The 14836-nt window shown below is 49.3% G+C and carries 15 protein-coding genes, 1 other RNA gene and 1 riboswitch; all 16 genes read right to left on the bottom strand.

Annotation, left to right across the window (positions count from 1 at the left end; genetic code table 11):
* Positions 1-27: 27 nt before the first annotated feature.
* The 16 genes from I8U23_RS04520 to I8U23_RS04595 all read right to left on the bottom strand — a co-directional run bounded on the left by I8U23_RS04520 (position 28) and on the right by I8U23_RS04595 (position 14724).
* Positions 28-795, bottom strand: coding sequence for a thiazole synthase (locus I8U23_RS04520; RefSeq protein WP_037994477.1), 768 nt, complete (start codon positions 793-795; stop codon positions 28-30).
* Between the two features lie 4 nt (positions 796-799).
* Positions 800-1003, bottom strand: coding sequence for a sulfur carrier protein ThiS (thiS, locus tag I8U23_RS04525; RefSeq protein WP_037994479.1), 204 nt, complete (start codon positions 1001-1003; stop codon positions 800-802).
* A gap of 15 nt (positions 1004-1018) precedes the next feature.
* Positions 1019-2113, bottom strand: coding sequence for a glycine oxidase ThiO (gene thiO / locus I8U23_RS04530; RefSeq protein ID WP_049720337.1), 1095 nt, complete (start codon positions 2111-2113; stop codon positions 1019-1021).
* The gene (locus tag I8U23_RS04535) at positions 2100-2711 is read right to left on the bottom strand and encodes a thiamine phosphate synthase (protein WP_049720338.1); all 612 of its coding nucleotides are present in this window, start codon (positions 2709-2711) and stop codon (positions 2100-2102) included. Before I8U23_RS04535 ends, thiO begins: the two co-directional genes overlap by 14 nt.
* A 67-nt stretch (positions 2712-2778) precedes the next feature.
* Positions 2779-2880, bottom strand: a riboswitch (TPP riboswitch).
* A 42-nt stretch (positions 2881-2922) separates the two neighbouring features.
* Complete coding sequence (locus I8U23_RS04540; RefSeq protein ID WP_037994485.1) at positions 2923-3381, bottom strand: GNAT family N-acetyltransferase; 459 nt, start codon at positions 3379-3381, stop codon at positions 2923-2925.
* Between the two features lie 124 nt (positions 3382-3505).
* Complete coding sequence (locus I8U23_RS04545) at positions 3506-4111, bottom strand: DedA family protein (protein WP_037994486.1); 606 nt, start codon at positions 4109-4111, stop codon at positions 3506-3508.
* A gap of 237 nt (positions 4112-4348) precedes the next feature.
* The gene (locus I8U23_RS04550) at positions 4349-5413 is read right to left on the bottom strand and encodes a M42 family metallopeptidase (protein WP_037994489.1); all 1065 of its coding nucleotides are present in this window, start codon (positions 5411-5413) and stop codon (positions 4349-4351) included.
* 275 nt (positions 5414-5688) lie between these two features.
* Positions 5689-5892 (bottom strand): hypothetical protein, encoded by a 204-nt coding sequence (locus I8U23_RS04555; protein WP_198050789.1) that lies wholly within the window; start codon positions 5890-5892, stop codon positions 5689-5691.
* A gap of 125 nt (positions 5893-6017) precedes the next feature.
* An RNA gene (rnpB, locus tag I8U23_RS04560) (RNase P RNA component class A) lies at positions 6018-6438 on the bottom strand.
* A 69-nt stretch (positions 6439-6507) separates the two neighbouring features.
* A complete protein-coding gene (locus I8U23_RS04565) occupies positions 6508-7617 on the bottom strand; it encodes a Nif3-like dinuclear metal center hexameric protein (RefSeq protein ID WP_037994492.1) in 1110 nt (369 codons plus the stop codon).
* Positions 7593-8336, bottom strand: a complete 744-nt coding sequence (locus I8U23_RS04570) for a tRNA (adenine(22)-N(1))-methyltransferase (RefSeq protein ID WP_037994494.1) — start codon at positions 8334-8336, stop codon at positions 7593-7595. Before I8U23_RS04570 ends, I8U23_RS04565 begins: the two co-directional genes overlap by 25 nt.
* Positions 8337-8507: 171 nt before the next feature.
* Positions 8508-9932, bottom strand: a complete 1425-nt coding sequence (locus tag I8U23_RS04575) for a M1 family metallopeptidase (RefSeq protein ID WP_037994496.1) — start codon at positions 9930-9932, stop codon at positions 8508-8510.
* Between the two features lie 111 nt (positions 9933-10043).
* Positions 10044-11129, bottom strand: a complete 1086-nt coding sequence (gene hppD, locus I8U23_RS04580; protein ID WP_370526902.1) for a 4-hydroxyphenylpyruvate dioxygenase — start codon at positions 11127-11129, stop codon at positions 10044-10046.
* A gap of 73 nt (positions 11130-11202) precedes the next feature.
* On the bottom strand, positions 11203-11817 hold the full coding sequence (locus I8U23_RS04585) for a GNAT family N-acetyltransferase (RefSeq protein WP_049720340.1): 615 nt from the start codon (positions 11815-11817) through the stop codon (positions 11203-11205).
* An 86-nt stretch (positions 11818-11903) separates the two neighbouring features.
* The gene (locus I8U23_RS04590) at positions 11904-13559 is read right to left on the bottom strand and encodes an AMP-binding protein (RefSeq protein ID WP_049720407.1); all 1656 of its coding nucleotides are present in this window, start codon (positions 13557-13559) and stop codon (positions 11904-11906) included.
* Positions 13560-13584: 25 nt separating this feature from the next.
* Complete coding sequence (locus I8U23_RS04595) at positions 13585-14724, bottom strand: acyl-CoA dehydrogenase (protein WP_049720341.1); 1140 nt, start codon at positions 14722-14724, stop codon at positions 13585-13587.
* Positions 14725-14836 lie beyond the last annotated feature (112 nt).

Consider the following 14836-nt stretch of genomic DNA (forward strand, 5'->3'; position numbering starts at 1 on the left):
CAGGGGATTTTTCGTTGAAAGAGTTATTTAATTGGCCGGCAATCCCTCGGAAGGACTGCTGGCACTGGCATATTCCCGTTTTGGGATCCTTCCGGCCTCATATCCCATTCTTCCCGCAATAATGGCATATTTCATGGCTTCTGCCATCTTGACCGGATCTTTCGCCTGAGATACGGCCGTGTTGAGCAACACCCCGTCCGCTCCCAATTCCATGGATTCCGCAACATCTTTCGGCGAACCGATTCCGGCATCGATAATCACCGGCACCGGCGAATTCTCAATGATCCACTTCAGATAAAGGGGATTCAATAACCCTTGCCCCGAACCAATCGGCGACCCTCCGGGCATGATCGCATGGGCCCCGGCTTCCCACAATTTGCGGGCCAAAACCGGATCATCCAAAGTGTAAGAAAGAACGGTAAATCCTTCTTCCACCAACATCCGGGTGGCTTTTAACGTTTCAACGGGATCAGGCAACAAGGTTTTGGAATCGCCGATCACTTCCACTTTAATCATATCACACAAGTTGGAGGCCCGGGCCAAACGGGCGATCCGTACGGCTTCTTCCGCAGTTGTGGCCCCTGCTGTATTTGGCAGCAGTTTGTATTTTTTCAAATCAAGCATTTCCAAAAAGTTGGGTTGCTCCGGATCAAAGAGATTCATTCTGCGGACCGCAAAAGTCAACACCTCGGTTCCGGAAACATCCACCGCTTTTTTTTGTACATCCAAACTGGAAAATTTCCCTGTGCCGAGAAACAAACGCGATTGAAAAGTATGTTTTCCGATTTTCAACACCGGCTTATCCCCCTCCGACAAAATGAACAATTTCAATGCAATCGCCATCCGACAACCGGGTCGTGGGATGCATTTCCCTTGTCAATACATGGCGGTTGTGTTCCACCACAAGAATTTTGTTGTTTAATTTGAAGTGTTTGATGAGATCATCCACCGTTTTCAGATGAGGGGGGACCGTTTGCATCTCCCCGTTCAACTGAATTTGCACGGAACACCCTCCTTTTCATCCGGTAAACCTCCGGGGACTGAACGGGAGACATTCTTCTTCTGTTTCTCCCAAAATGAGACGGGCCACGACTTGACCGGTCCAAGGGCTGAGTAAAATGCCATTTCGAAAATGACCGGTGGCCACAATGCAATGATCGATGTTTTCCAGCCGGCCGATCACAGGAAGCTTATCCGGCGTTCCGGGACGGACGCTTGCCCACATCCGGCTGATGTTTAATTCTTTGACACCAGGCAAGTAACGGGAGGCATCGGCGATAAGCCGGTAAACCGCTTCGGCTGTCACGCCGGGATCCCACTGATGTTCTTTTTCGGTGGCGCCAATGATCCATTCACCGTTTGCTTTTGGCACGATGTACACATCATTGCCGAATATCGTGTGTTTCAGGGAAGGACGGGTGGTTTTCAGGGCAAAGGACTCGCCTTTGACCGGATAGACCGGCAGGTTCAATCCCAACCGCCGCGAAGCAATCCCCGTCCAAGCACCGGCAGCGAGCACCACCGTGTCCGCCGCCCATTCTTCATGCGGGGTGACCACTTTCCGGATCCGTCCGTTTTCAACGCAAAAATCAATGACTTTGCAATCTTCGATCAATTTTGCTCCCTGCTGTTGCGCAGCCCGGATCAAAGCTTGGGTCAACCGGGGGGCAGAAACTTGAAATTCCTCAGGAAAAAACAAGCCGCCGATCACTTCTTCGCCCAGCCCTCTTTCCTTCTCCAAGCATTCCTTGCGATCCAGCCAGACGGCTTTTTGCCATTTCATCCGTTCTTTTAAACCGGCCGCTTCCTCTTCCGACCGGGCGGGTTTGATCAACCCGGAACGGTTCAATTCAATATCCAGCCCGGTCTGCTCCCGCAATGCTTCCGCCAGTTCAGGAAACATGGACCTGCTTTTTAAACAAACATCGGCCAGCGGCCCCGGATGATGCATCTCCACCTGGGCCCCCAACATTCCCGCGGCCGCCCTTGAGGCATGAGCGCCTGCCCGGTCTTGTTCAAGGATAACGACTTTTACTTTTGCTTTGGCCAAGTGATAAGCAATGGAAATGCCGATGATCCCTCCGCCAATAATTAAAACATCACTGTGCTTCATCAACCCACCTTCTTTTCATTTCCTTTGCCGCTTCTTCAGGGGAAGGATGATGTGCGACGGCTGAAATCACAGCCACTCCTTCAGCACCCGTTTGTCGGATTTGATTCACATTGTCCGGTCCGATCCCGCCGATGGCAATGACAGGCAGCGAACAGGCTTGTACCAATCGCCGCAACGATTCCACCCCGAAGGGAGGCAATCCCGGTTTGGAAGCGGAAGGAAAAATGTGCCCTGCCATCAGATAATCCATGCCTTCCTGATTTGCTTCAACCGCGCGGCGGACAGAGTGAACGGAACGTCCCACCCGCATTTTTCGTTGCAACCGTTGCAACATTTCCCGGGAAATCACTTGATGTTCGGTCAGATGCAGGCCCCCTGCCCCCAATTCTTCCGCCACAGCGGCATGCCGGTTAATGATCAACGATTTCGCCTCAATCGGGGTTTCTTGCAAAAGCAGACGGGCCATCTCCAAGATTTCCCCTTCGCTTTTTTCTTTGTAGCGCAGATGAAAAGCATCGGCATAAGGAGCCAAACGGGTCCATTGTTCGATCAAACCACTGAGTGTTTGACAAGGGCTGGATATCACATGCAATTCCATACACGAATCCCCCATCAAAAAAACCGGCATCCATGGGGATACCGGTTTTTATGCATCATCAAGTCATAACGAACCTTCCCCACTTCCTTTCGCTGGCATGACCCAGTTCAAGTTCAAAGGGTTGGAACCATGTTCCTCTCAGCACGTCCGTGCACCCCTAGTGGATAATTTCAATATGATGTTATCTTCTTTATTCTAAACATAGAATGATCTACCCGTCAACTTTTTTAAACATTCGCACGATGGGAATCCCTTCTCTTGTCATGATTTCTTCCTGCTTCTGAAATCCGTGCTTTTCATAACATCGAATGGCCGGCTCATTTTCTTTTCCCGTGGTCACGACCCAGCTTTTGATCCCGGGTTGGTTTAAAACCTCCGTCAACAACCGGGAGGCAATCCCCTGCCGAAAATAGTCCGGATGAACCGCCAGACGGCAGATCGTCATCCGGTCTTTCTCTTTTATGTACGATAAAAAACCGGCCAATTGATCTTTTTTATATATACCGATAAACGTTTCTTTCGATTTTCGCATGGATTGAATGGTTTCTTTCAGTGTGGGAATATTGTAGGAACGGATTCGCTCTGCTTCCACCTGGTACGCCGCTTGCTGTGTGGATAAGATTTGGATCAGATGTTTATCATCCATGAGCGACAAAATTTGTATCGTCATCCCCATCCCTCCTTAACCTCTTCCACTATATCTTTATCTCTCCACCTTTGACAAGCAATCACCGGATTCCATAAAGAAAAGCCACCACCAACTTTTTTGGGGATGATGGTACGTTCGCCACTTTCTATTTTGTGTTTAACGATTTATTTTGACTCCAAAAATACCATCCGCCAAAAACCAGAGCAACCGGCAACAGAATGAATAAAATCCGGGTCCCATACTTGTGCAACAGAAAAAACCCCCATTCCCAATTGGCTCCCAGAAGATGCCCCAAACCGATAAAAGCAGTGCACCAGCAAACGGCGCCTGCATAGGCATGTATGGCAAAACGCCAATAAGAAATCCGGGTTATCCCCGCCAGATAGGCCGAGACATGGCGGACGCCGGGAATGAAATACCCGCCAAACAACAGCCAATTTCCGTATTTACGGAACAGCAACTGCGTGATTCGCAATCGCCGGCGGGTAATGAAAAGCTTGGGCCCGTATTTTTTCAAAAACGGGTATCCCAACCAAATGCCGAGCAAATAACTGATGGTGATTCCACCCGCCGATCCGAGAAACGCACAAAGGATGGTGAGGTAAAAATTCAATTGTCCGATGGTTGTCAAATAACCAAGAAAAGTTAACATAATCTCATCGGGCAACGGAAGTCCGATCAGCCCCAACACCAGAAACAGAAAGATTCCTATATACCCGTATTCCTGCAAGATATACAATGCTTGTTCCATAACTCAACCCCGTTTTTGGACACGTCTCATTCTAAAAATATCTTACGAATTCCGATGCTGAAAAATACTGCTTTTTGTCCGCCGGTTCATCCTGGCCGGCAAGCTCCCTGAACTTCATCCATCCCGCCTGAATCCTTTCGTTTTACCGTGCTGTATTTCCCCCATTCCTTTTGATCTTTCTCCATCATAGCATAAAAGGAGGACGGTATGGAGTCACCGTCCCATGATGGGTACAAGTCAGACATATTGAATGAATTCATTGTATTGGTCCTGATTTAACCCTTTGACCACTTCCACCAGCAAGCGGACGGCATGATCCAAGTCACTCTTGCTGATCATGGAAACATGGCTGTGGATGTACCGTGCCGCCACACCAATGACGATCGACGGAACGCCTTTGCCGTAGAGATGGAACTGTCCGGCATCGGTTCCACCTCCGGTCATCGTGTCGATTTGGAAAGGGATTCCATGTTTTTCGGCCACTTTCACCACATAATTGCGCAAGGACAGATTGGGAATCATCGTCGCATCCAAAAATGTGATTAACGGGCCTTTGCCCAGCTTGGCTTTGTTTTGTCCTTCACTGCCCGGGGAATCTTCCGCAACCCCCACATCCAGAGCAATCGCAACGTCCGGCTTCAGCAGGCGCGGGGCGGTTGTCGCTCCCCTGAGGCCCACTTCTTCCTGCACCGTGGCCCCGGCAATCACCGTATTGGGATGATCCGCCATACTTAATTGTTTTAACACTTCCAAAGCCAGATAACAACCGGCACGGTTGTCCAGCGCTTTAGCCAGAATGGTGTCGCGATCCGGCAAAATTTCAAACGGACACACCGGCACAATCGGATCTCCGACGCGGATCCCCCATTCTTTCACCTGCTCATCGCTGTGGGCACCGATATCAATAAACATTTCGCGAATCGGAATCAATTTTCCTTTTTCTTCGGGTGTCAACACATGCGGCGGCCGGGAACCGATGACCCCCGTAAAGGTTCTTTGTTCCGTAATGATCAAAACACGCTGTGACAACAGAACTTGACTCCACCATCCCCCGAGCGGAGTAAAACGCAAATAACCGCTTTTGGTGATTTCGGTCACCATAAAGCCGACTTCATCCAGGTGTCCGGCCAATAAAATACGCGGCCGGTCACTTGTCCCTTTTTTAATCCCGAAAATGCCTCCGAGCCCGTCGGTTTGAATTTCCACATTTTCTTTGCTCAGTTCCCTTTTCATGACTTCGCGGACTTCTTTTTCAAACCCGGATACCCCGTTGGCTTCGGTAAGTTCCTTCAACAGCTGCATAGATATCCTCCTTCATGTTCATCTTTTGTTAAGTTTTGCAACGTTTTGCGATTTATACCCCGGTCCGGCCTGTTCCGCGGCAAAAATTCACAACACCGGCAATTGCCCGCCAAAACCCTCTCTCTTCGCGTGAATTTTCCGATAAATATCACCCGAGAAACAATGGCTTGAAAACAAGCCATCGTTTTTCCCGGCCGGTTACATTGAATGAAGAAGTTGTATACGGAAATTGTCAGAAGCATCACTGATGGCCAATTGATTTTCCAAACCGTTAATCACACTGCGGTAATACTGCCCCGCCGCTCCTGTTTTCCCATGCGCAGCATTTCCTCATAGGTTTGGTAACTTTCTTTCAGCAACTGAAACAAGCGGGTGAATTGCTCACGATCCAACACGGGAGGGCGGTCATCCAATTCTTCATCGTAAAAAGTCTGATAACGCTCCAAATAAGCCTCGTAAGATGTAAAGTCCCCGTTCATCTGAACCAACCTCATTTTGAAAGATTCTATGTTTAGCATGGCCTTCCCTTTCATTCCTATTCAAAGTCCGCAAAAGTCCGTAAAAATAAAAAAAGACGCGTTCGCGTCTTTTCTCAAGCGATTTGTCGGAAAGCAAACAATAAGCCGGGTTCTGTTCTCCGGGTGGTCCAAGCAACGGCTTGAACGTCTCCCACCCATTGGAGTGGCAATCATCTATCTACATTGTGTATTGCTACACAACTTCAGCGACCTACCCGAGATCACTGCGGGCCACAGCTGCATCCAAAGATGCTGATCTCCTATCAGGTCTTGCTCCGGGTGGGGTTTACCTAGCCAGCATGTCTCCATGCTGCTGGTGCGCTCTTACCGCACCGTTGCACCCTTGCCTGTGAGACGAAATTCGTCCCCATCGGCGGTCTGCATTTCTGTGGCACTAGCCTTAGGGTCGCCCCCACCGGCCGTTAGCCGGCACCCTGCCCTGTGGAGCCCGGACTTTCCTCCCGTGGGACCTTGCGGTACACCACCGGCGATTGCCTTGTTTACTTTCCTTTGTACAGTAAATTTAATTATAACAATGGAGCAGGGTCATATCAACAGGAACCTCTTTCCACTTGCTCAAACACAAAACCGAAAGGGGTTGGTGTTCACTTTCGACGGTTCGACCGGAACCTGGCGGTTCAACCGTTTTTCCAGCTCCTTGCAAACATACGGAACCACCCAATGCTCAACATGGTGTCCCGGATCCACCAGTGAAATTCCCAAATCCATGGCTTCTTGCGCCGTATGATAATCCACATCCCCCGTGATGTAAACATCGGCCCCCTGCCGTTTGACATCGCGAAGGTAACGGCCGCCAGATCCTCCCAAAATCGCCACTTTCCGGATTTCTTTTTCCGGGTCCCCCACCACACGAACCCCGTCACATTCAAAAGCGTCTTTGACGAAACGGGCAAATTCATCCAATTTCATCGTTTCCGGCAAGGATCCGATTCGTCCGAACCCGAGCGGCTCGCCTTTCAAATCCAACGGATAAATGTCATAAGCCACTTCCTCATATGGATGGGCTTTGAACATGGCTTCAAGCACCCGTTTTTCGATCGATGCCGGCATGATGGTCTCCAAACGGATCTCTTTCACCTTTTCCAGTTCCCCCGTTTGGCCGATAAACGGATTGGCCCCGTCGCGCGGCAAAAAGGTTCCGGTTCCTTCCACATTAAACGTGCAGTGGCTATAGTTCCCGATCCATCCGGCCCCGGCCCTGCTGATGGCATTCAGCACCGCTTCATGATGAGCCACCGGCACGGTGACGACCAGTTTTTTCAATGCATCCTGTTTATAGCCGATCAGAACCTTGGTGCCGGTGAGCCCGAGACGGTCGGCCAAGGCATCATTCACTCCACCCTCAGCCGCATCCAAATTAGTGTGCGCGATGTAAACATGGATGCCGTGTGCCAGCAACTTGGCAAACATTCTGCCTGCCGGCTCATCGGTCCGAATTTCTTTCAACGGATGAAAAATCACCGCATGATGAGCCACGATCCAATTGGCCCCGATGCGAATCGCTTCATCCACCACTTCTTCATTCACATCCAGGGTGACCAGCACTTTCCGGACTTCCCCTTGCGGATCCCCCACCTGTAAACCAATCCGGTCTTTTTCGACAGCCAAAGCGGAAGGGGCATACGATTCCATCGCTTTGATCAGGTCGACTCCGCGAACAGACATGTTTTCACCTTCTCCCATTCTTTTAATTGTTCCGCCAGTTGTTCTCTTTTGGTGACAGCTGGCGCCGATTTCGCGTTTTTCAATGAACGAAACACCTTTTGTTTCGATTCCCATTCCTGCATCACTTTTCTTTTCAAAAGCGGATGCCTTTTCTTAAAAAGCAGCGGCCCCACTTCCATTAAGGTGGATTCCGAAAACTCCCCGCCCATTTCGTGATAAATCCTCTCCTCACCGGGTTCGGCCGCCATCGCCTCATACAAGATGCCGGCATCTTCCACCAATGATTCATCCACCAGGCAAAATCCGTTTTCTTTCAACCACCTGCGGACATTGTGGCCGCCGATGTTGGGTTGCAAAATCAACCTTTTCACACCGTGCAGTTTTTCTTTGCCCTCGTTTAAAATCTGAGCAATCAAAGCCCCGCCCATTCCGGCGATCACAACCACATCGACTTCATCCGGCTTTAACACTGACAATCCGTCTCCGAGGCGGACTTCCACCATCTTTTCCACCTTTGCCATGCGGATGGTGCGGCGGGCATTTTCAAACGGCCCCTTGTTTAACTCTCCCACAATTCCATGTGACAAACAACCGGCCTTGGCCTGATGAATCAGCAAATAGGCATGATCTCCGCCGATGTCTGCCACCCGCGCCCCGGAAGGGATCCATTCCGTCAATTTCTGAAGGCGCGCCGACAGGACAATTGGATCATCCGACAACCTCTTCCCTCCCCCTTGAAACTTAGACCTTTACGCCTCTTAGAATAATAGCACGAACCCTTTAAACAAAAAAGCAACCGGTTTGGTTGAGCCGTCTCCGGACAGCAAAGAAGGAAGTGACGGGTCATCACTTCCTTCGCTTGGTTGTTTTCGGTTCCTTCCCCCTCGAATTTAAGCTTCCTTGAAGTACAACCATTTTTGGAAAAAAGGAGTCAAATCTTTGCCGGCCACTTCACCTGCGGTCCGGATAAAATCCCGGGTGGTGGCGACTTTGTATTGATAACGGTGATAATAGGTTTTTAAGATCTCCAGGACTTTCTCTCTTCCGATTTCGTCCATCAGTTCATACAACATGGCTGCCGGACGAATGTACACCATCAGACCGTACACCGGTTCCGGGTAATCATACAACGGTTGAGCCGAACTGATCCCCACCGTTTGATGAATTTCATCGGCTTTTTCCGATGCTTTCTTCAAAAGCTCCCGTTCATCTTCTTTCATCTGCTCTTCCATATACAAAAACTCGGAGAAGGTGGTCAACCCTTCATCCAGCCAGGGTTCTTTGGCTTGGTTGTTGCCGACCACCCCGTACCACCACTGGTGCGCCAGCTCGTGCACCACCACATTGACGGCCGGTTGGATCCCTTTTTTGGTCCCGATTTTTGGAATGGAGGTCACCAGGCCCGGATATTCCATCCCGGCGATTCCTTCACCGGTTTCCCCCAACACGACATCGACTTCTTCATAAGGATAGGGTCCGAATTTTTCACTGTAAAATTTCATTCCGGATACCGCTGCTTCCAACAAGGGTTTGGCCACATCCTCCATCCCGTTCATATACCAAAGGTTGACTTGAATATCTTTGTACTTTCCGCTTACCGACCGGTAATCTTTGGTCAAAACCGCTGCAAAGTCGCGGACTTGATCCTGTTTGATGGTGATTTTGGAGCGTACCGGTTGATTTTTGTCATTTCCCGTGGAAATCACCCGGTAACCTTCGGGGAGACGGAAAGTGACTTCAAAATCAGACATCACCGAGTAAAAGGGATCGCCGGTCGTGGTGTACGGTTCGGTATGCCATCCGTGTTGATCCCTGACGGCCAGCATCGGGTACCACTGAGCCAAAAAGGCCGTGTTTTTGAAAGTGTTCAGCCGCATCCCTCCACGGGGCAAATGCAATAAAAAATCCATCTCAATGCGGGCGGATTGTCCGTCTTGAAGGGAACGGGGCAACTGCACTTTCATCACCGTTTCCTTGATATCGGGCTGCACGCTTTTGCCATCCACTTTCACATGAAAAACGCGGATGTAACCCGGTTTTTCCGGTTTGGAGGCTTTGTGCTTCCAATTTTGAAATGCATTGGGATAGAGCCTGAAATATACTTCATTTTGCGGTTCGTTTCTTTTTTCCGGCAAAGTGACCACCATATGTCCCGTCAACTCATCCTTTTCCGGATAAAAGGTTGTATCCATCTGATAAAAAGGGCGGTCCGCATAAGCGACCCCTTCCCTTGTATTGACACGGGGCGCCATTCCGGTCAAAACCGAAGAGGCGAAAATCAAAGAGAGAACGAGCGAAAATACACGGCCTTTCATCTGTGTCACCTCAATTTGGTCAATTGGATTCTTCCATAGGATGACCTTAATATTGAGGATTTATGACAGAGAAAAGCCGCCTTGTCATCTCAGGGTCTCATGATTTTCTCTTTATAAGTTGCCTCGCCGGGCCTGCTCCCGCTCAATCGCCTCAAACAAAGCTTTAAAGTTTCCTTCACCAAATCCCCTGGCGCCTTTGCGCTGGATGATTTCAAAGAACAAGGTCGGACGGTCCACAATCGGTTTGGTGAAGATCTGCAACAGATATCCTTCATCATCCCGGTCCACCAAAATCCGGAGCCGTTTCAAATCATCCAGCTTTTCATCAATGTCGCCGACGCGTTCAAACAAATCTTCATAATACGTATCCGGGGTGTCCAAAAACTCCACGCCGTTTTTCTGCATCGTTTCCACGGTTTTCACAATGTCATCGGTAAGGAGCGCCACATGTTGAACGCCCGCACCGTGATAAAACTCCAAAAACTCCTGGATTTGTGATTTTTTCTTTCCTTCCGCCGGTTCGTTGATGGGGAACTTGATTCTTCCCGATCCGTTTTGCATCACTTTGGACATCAACGCCGAATACTCCGTGCTGATATCCTCGTCATCAAAATGAATCAACTGCTTAAAGCCCATGACTTTCTCATAATAAGCCACCCATGTCTCCATTTTTTCCACATTGCCCACCACATGGTCCACACCGGTGATGCCGGCATTCCGCACGGGGAGGTTCATTTCACACGGAATAAAGCCCGGCGCAAACAACCCTTTGTATTTTTTCCGCTCCACAAGCGTATGGACGGTGTCCCCATAGGTGCCGATGACGGCTTTTTTCAAAACCCCTTGTTCATCCCTCAATTCATACGGTTCTTTGATGGCAATGCCTCCGCGGGAAACCGCTTCTTTGAAAGCGCTTTCCACATCGTCCACCAAAAGGGCAATATCTTTGACTCCGTCACCGTGTTGCCTGACAAAGGAGGAAATCTCATGCTCCGGAGAATAAGCCCCGGTAATCAAAAAGCGCACATTCCCTTGTTCCACCAGATACGAAACGGTTTCGCGGTTTCCGGTTTCCAATCCGCTGTAAGCAACCGGACGAAATCCAAACGTCTGGCAAAAATAAGATGCAGCTTGCCTCGCATTTCCTGTGTAATACTCTAAATAGTCTACATCATGGATTGGGAAAAAATCGCTCATGTAAGAATATTCCTCCTTTATAAAATAATCTGTCATTTATAGATTAATATGCAAAAAAAAACAGCGCAAGCATCTACATTGATGCACCGCCGCTTTTCCGTAATGAAAGACTGTGGAAGTCTTCAGCAATCATTGCATATACACACGTATTTTCCAATTGGCGATCCGGGGACACATGGAAATTCCGCAGGATCCCTTCCAACCGGTACCCCAAACGTTCAGCCACTTTCCGGCTGCGTACATTTCGTTGGTCACAGCGGATCTCCACCCGGTTGGCTTTTAAAATTTCAAAAGCAAATACGGACAACCCCCGGACCGCTTCAGTGATGTACCCCTGTCTCATGTAAGACTTGCGGCACCAATAACCGATTTCAAATTTCGGTACGCTCCAGTCAATCCGGTGCAGTCCGCTGCTCCCGACAAAATCCTTGGTCTCTTTGTGAAACAAATGGAAACGCAAGTCGGTTCGCTCCAAGAACTTGCTGTGTGCCTGCCTGACATTGATTTCGGCTTGTTCTTTGGAAGGGGGAGTTTGCGCCCATGGCATCCATTGGCGCAAAAGCTCCTCGGTTTCCACCATGGCTTCATACACTTTTTCCCCGTCTCCCGGCAAAGGCAAACGAATCCATAAACGTTCGGTTTCGAAAGAATGCGGAAAATCCATCAAGATCGGAGGGATTCGCTCCATTTTTGACTCTCCATTTCTTGCTGTAATCCATACAGACCGATGATATTCATTCTAAATGTACCGGGAAGCCGGAAAAAAGACAAGGGTCAAGCTTTGCCGCCCGCTTGTTGATAGGCGGACAAGTCCTTTCGGATAAAGGCTTCCCGCAACTTGTACTTTTGGATTTTTCCGCTGGCGGTCATCGGATATTTGTCCACAAAAATGACTTGGGAAGGGATTTTGTACCGGGCAATGTTCCCTTTGCAAAACTCAATGATTTCCTCTTCCGTACAATCGACCCCCTCTTTCTTCCGGATGAAAGCCACCGAAACTTCACCATACTTTTCGTCCGGCACTCCCACAATTTGAATGTCCAAAACTTTGGGATGCGTATAGAGAAATTCCTCGATCTCCCGCGGATAAATATTTTCGCCCCCGCGAATGATCATATCTTTCAAACGTCCGGTAATCCGGTAGGTTCCATCTTCATTTTCCACTGCCAAATCACCGGTGTGAAGCCATCCTTCTTCATCAATCACTTCCCGGGTCGCCTCAGGCATTTTGTAATAGCCTTTCATCACATGGTAACCCCGGGTGCAAAGCTCCCCTTGCTTTCCTGGAGGCAACGGCTTGTTGCTTTCGGGGTCAATGATTTTCACTTCCACATGCGGCAAGGGCCTTCCCACGGTGGCCACACGCACGTCCAAAGGGTCATCCGTCCGGGTCTGGGTGATGACCGGTGAAGACTCCGTTTGGCCGTAAGCAATGGTGATTTCGCGGACCCCCATGTCTTCGGTCACTTTGCGCATCACTTCAATCGGGCAATTGGAACCGGCCATAATCCCCGTTCGCAAATGGGGGTACTTTTTCTTTCGGAAGGACGGATGATTCAATTCGGTAATAAACATGGTGGGCACCCCGTGCAGGCCTGTACACTTTTCCTTTTCCACAATCTCCAGCACTTTTCCGGCGTCAAAGGTGATCAAGGGAACCAGGGCCGCCCCGACACTGATGCCGGCTAGGGTGCCCAGGACGCACCCGAAGCAATGAAAAAAAGGCACCGGTATACAGAGGCGGTCTTTCTCCGTCAATTTCATGCACTCTGCGATATTTCGCCCGTTGTTGATGATATTGTGGTGAGAAAGCATCACGCCTTTTGGAAATCCGGTGGTGCCGGACGTGTACTGCATGTTGATCACATCATCCGGATGCAAAGATGCCTGACGGGCTTTGACTTCCTCCTCCCGGACCTCCCTCCCCATTTCAATCAGGTCCTTCCAGCAAAACATCCCGGGGGCCGGTTCATCATCGAGCAGTATGACATTTTTCAATTTGGGCAATCTCTTGGATTTTAACCGGCCGGGCGGACATTCTTTTAACTCCGGGCATATTTCATAAAGCATATCGACATAGGAAACGCCTTTTACTTCCCTCTCCAAAATCAGTGTCTCCGTATCCGATTGCTTCAGCAAATATTCCAGTTCGCGCACGCGGTAATTGGTGTTGACCGTAATCAAAACCACCCCGGTCATGCCGGTGGCAAATTGGGAAATCAACCATTCCGGTTGGTTCAGAGCCCAGATGGCCAGGTGATGCCCTTTGTCCAACCCCAGATTAATCAATCCTTTGGCAGCTTCGATCACCTTTTTTTGAAAGTCCTCATAAGTCCAGCGAATGCCTTTCTCCGGATAAATCACCGCTTCTTTTTTTCCATGGAGCTTCACTTGTTCGTCCAACAAATCCCCCAGCGTGTAATGAACCAGTTCCGCCAAGATATGACCTCCCTTTTCAACAGCCGATTTCACGTGCAATGATATTGCGCTGAATCTCCGAGGTTCCTTCCCCGATCTCGGTCAATTTGGCATCACGGAAATACCGCTCCACTTTATAATCGTGCATATATCCCCAGCCGCCATGAATTTGCACCGCTTGATTGGCAACTTCCATGGCCACTTCCGAAGCAAACAATTTACTGATGGAAGCTTCCTTGGTAAACCGTTTTCCCTGATCCTTCAACCAGGCAGCTTTATATACATAAGTCCGGGCCAATTCAATTTTCATGTGCATATCCGCCAATTTATGCTGAATCGCCTGAAACTTGGACAGAGATTGGCCAAATTGTTTCCGTTCTTTCGCATACTTCAAAGCCAATTCATAGGCTCCCTGCGCTATTCCGACCGCCATGGCCCCGATCCCGATCCGGCCCCCGTCCAGGGTGATCAAAAACTGTTTAAACCCTTTTCCCCTTTCCCCCAAAATATTTTCTTCCGGAACGTGCACATCTTCCAACACCAATTCGGTGGTATTGGAACTGTTTAACCCCAGCTTCACATAATGATCCAGCACTTGGAACCCGGGCGCATCCGTCGGAACGATAAACGCGGTGATTTCTTTGCGGTCTCCGGATTGGCCGGTCACGGCGGTCAAAGCCAAATACTTTGCATAACTGGCATTAGTGATGAAACATTTGCTGCCATTTATGACCCACTCGTCCCCTTTTTTGACAGCGCGGGTTTTGGTTCCTCCGGCATCGGAACCGGCATTGGGTTCGGTGAGCCCAAAAGCCCCCAAGGTCTTTCCTTCACACAACGGAACCAGATATTTTTCTTTTTGTTCTTTGGTTCCAAAGAGATAGAGTGGAGCACACCCCAATGAGATGTGAGCAGAATAAGTGATTCCGGTGGAAGCACAAACCCGGCTCAATTCCTCCACGGCAATGGCAAAGCTGATCGTATCTGCACCCGCTCCTCCGTATTCTTCCGGAAAGGGCAACCCCATTAATTTAAGATTGGACATTTTCTGAAAAATATCCTTGGGAAATTGCTTGCTTCGATCCCTTTCATCCGCTCCCGGAGCCACCTCTCCTTCGGCAAAATCACGCATCAAAGATCGGATCATTTGTTGCTCGGATGTCAATTCGTAGTTCATGTTTCCCCACTCCTTCGGTCCGAATGACAGCGTTTTCATTTTTATTATAAATTTTTTTATTCTATTTATTCAATAATTTTCGGTTATTCGCCCCAAACGGGCCCAAAATTGT

The organism is Thermoactinomyces sp. CICC 10735, assembly GCF_016055175.1.
GTDB classification, from domain to species: Bacteria; Bacillota; Bacilli; order Thermoactinomycetales; family Thermoactinomycetaceae; genus Thermoactinomyces; species Thermoactinomyces vulgaris.

Bases quoted from the DNA above. Each gene is read 5' to 3' on its own strand.
- thiO (WP_049720337.1), bottom strand. From the start codon at position 2,113: ATGAAGCACAGTGATGTTTTAATTATTGGCGGAGGGATCATCGGCATT.
- I8U23_RS04535 (WP_049720338.1), bottom strand. From the start codon at position 2,711: ATGGAATTGCATGTGATATCCAGCCCTTGTCAAACACTCAGTGGTTTG.
- I8U23_RS04540 (WP_037994485.1), bottom strand. From the start codon at position 3,381: ATGACGATACAAATTTTGTCGCTCATGGATGATAAACATCTGATCCAA.
- I8U23_RS04545 (WP_037994486.1), bottom strand. From the start codon at position 4,111: ATGGAACAAGCATTGTATATCTTGCAGGAATACGGGTATATAGGAATC.
- I8U23_RS04550 (WP_037994489.1), bottom strand. From the start codon at position 5,413: ATGCAGCTGTTGAAGGAACTTACCGAAGCCAACGGGGTATCCGGGTTT.
- I8U23_RS04555 (WP_198050789.1), bottom strand. From the start codon at position 5,892: ATGAACGGGGACTTTACATCTTACGAGGCTTATTTGGAGCGTTATCAG.
- I8U23_RS04565 (WP_037994492.1), bottom strand. From the start codon at position 7,617: ATGTCTGTTCGCGGAGTCGACCTGATCAAAGCGATGGAATCGTATGCC.
- I8U23_RS04575 (WP_037994496.1), bottom strand. From the start codon at position 9,932: ATGAAAGGCCGTGTATTTTCGCTCGTTCTCTCTTTGATTTTCGCCTCT.
- hppD (WP_370526902.1), bottom strand. From the start codon at position 11,129: ATGAGCGATTTTTTCCCAATCCATGATGTAGACTATTTAGAGTATTAC.
- I8U23_RS04585 (WP_049720340.1), bottom strand. From the start codon at position 11,817: ATGGAGCGAATCCCTCCGATCTTGATGGATTTTCCGCATTCTTTCGAA.
- I8U23_RS04595 (WP_049720341.1), bottom strand. From the start codon at position 14,724: ATGAACTACGAATTGACATCCGAGCAACAAATGATCCGATCTTTGATG.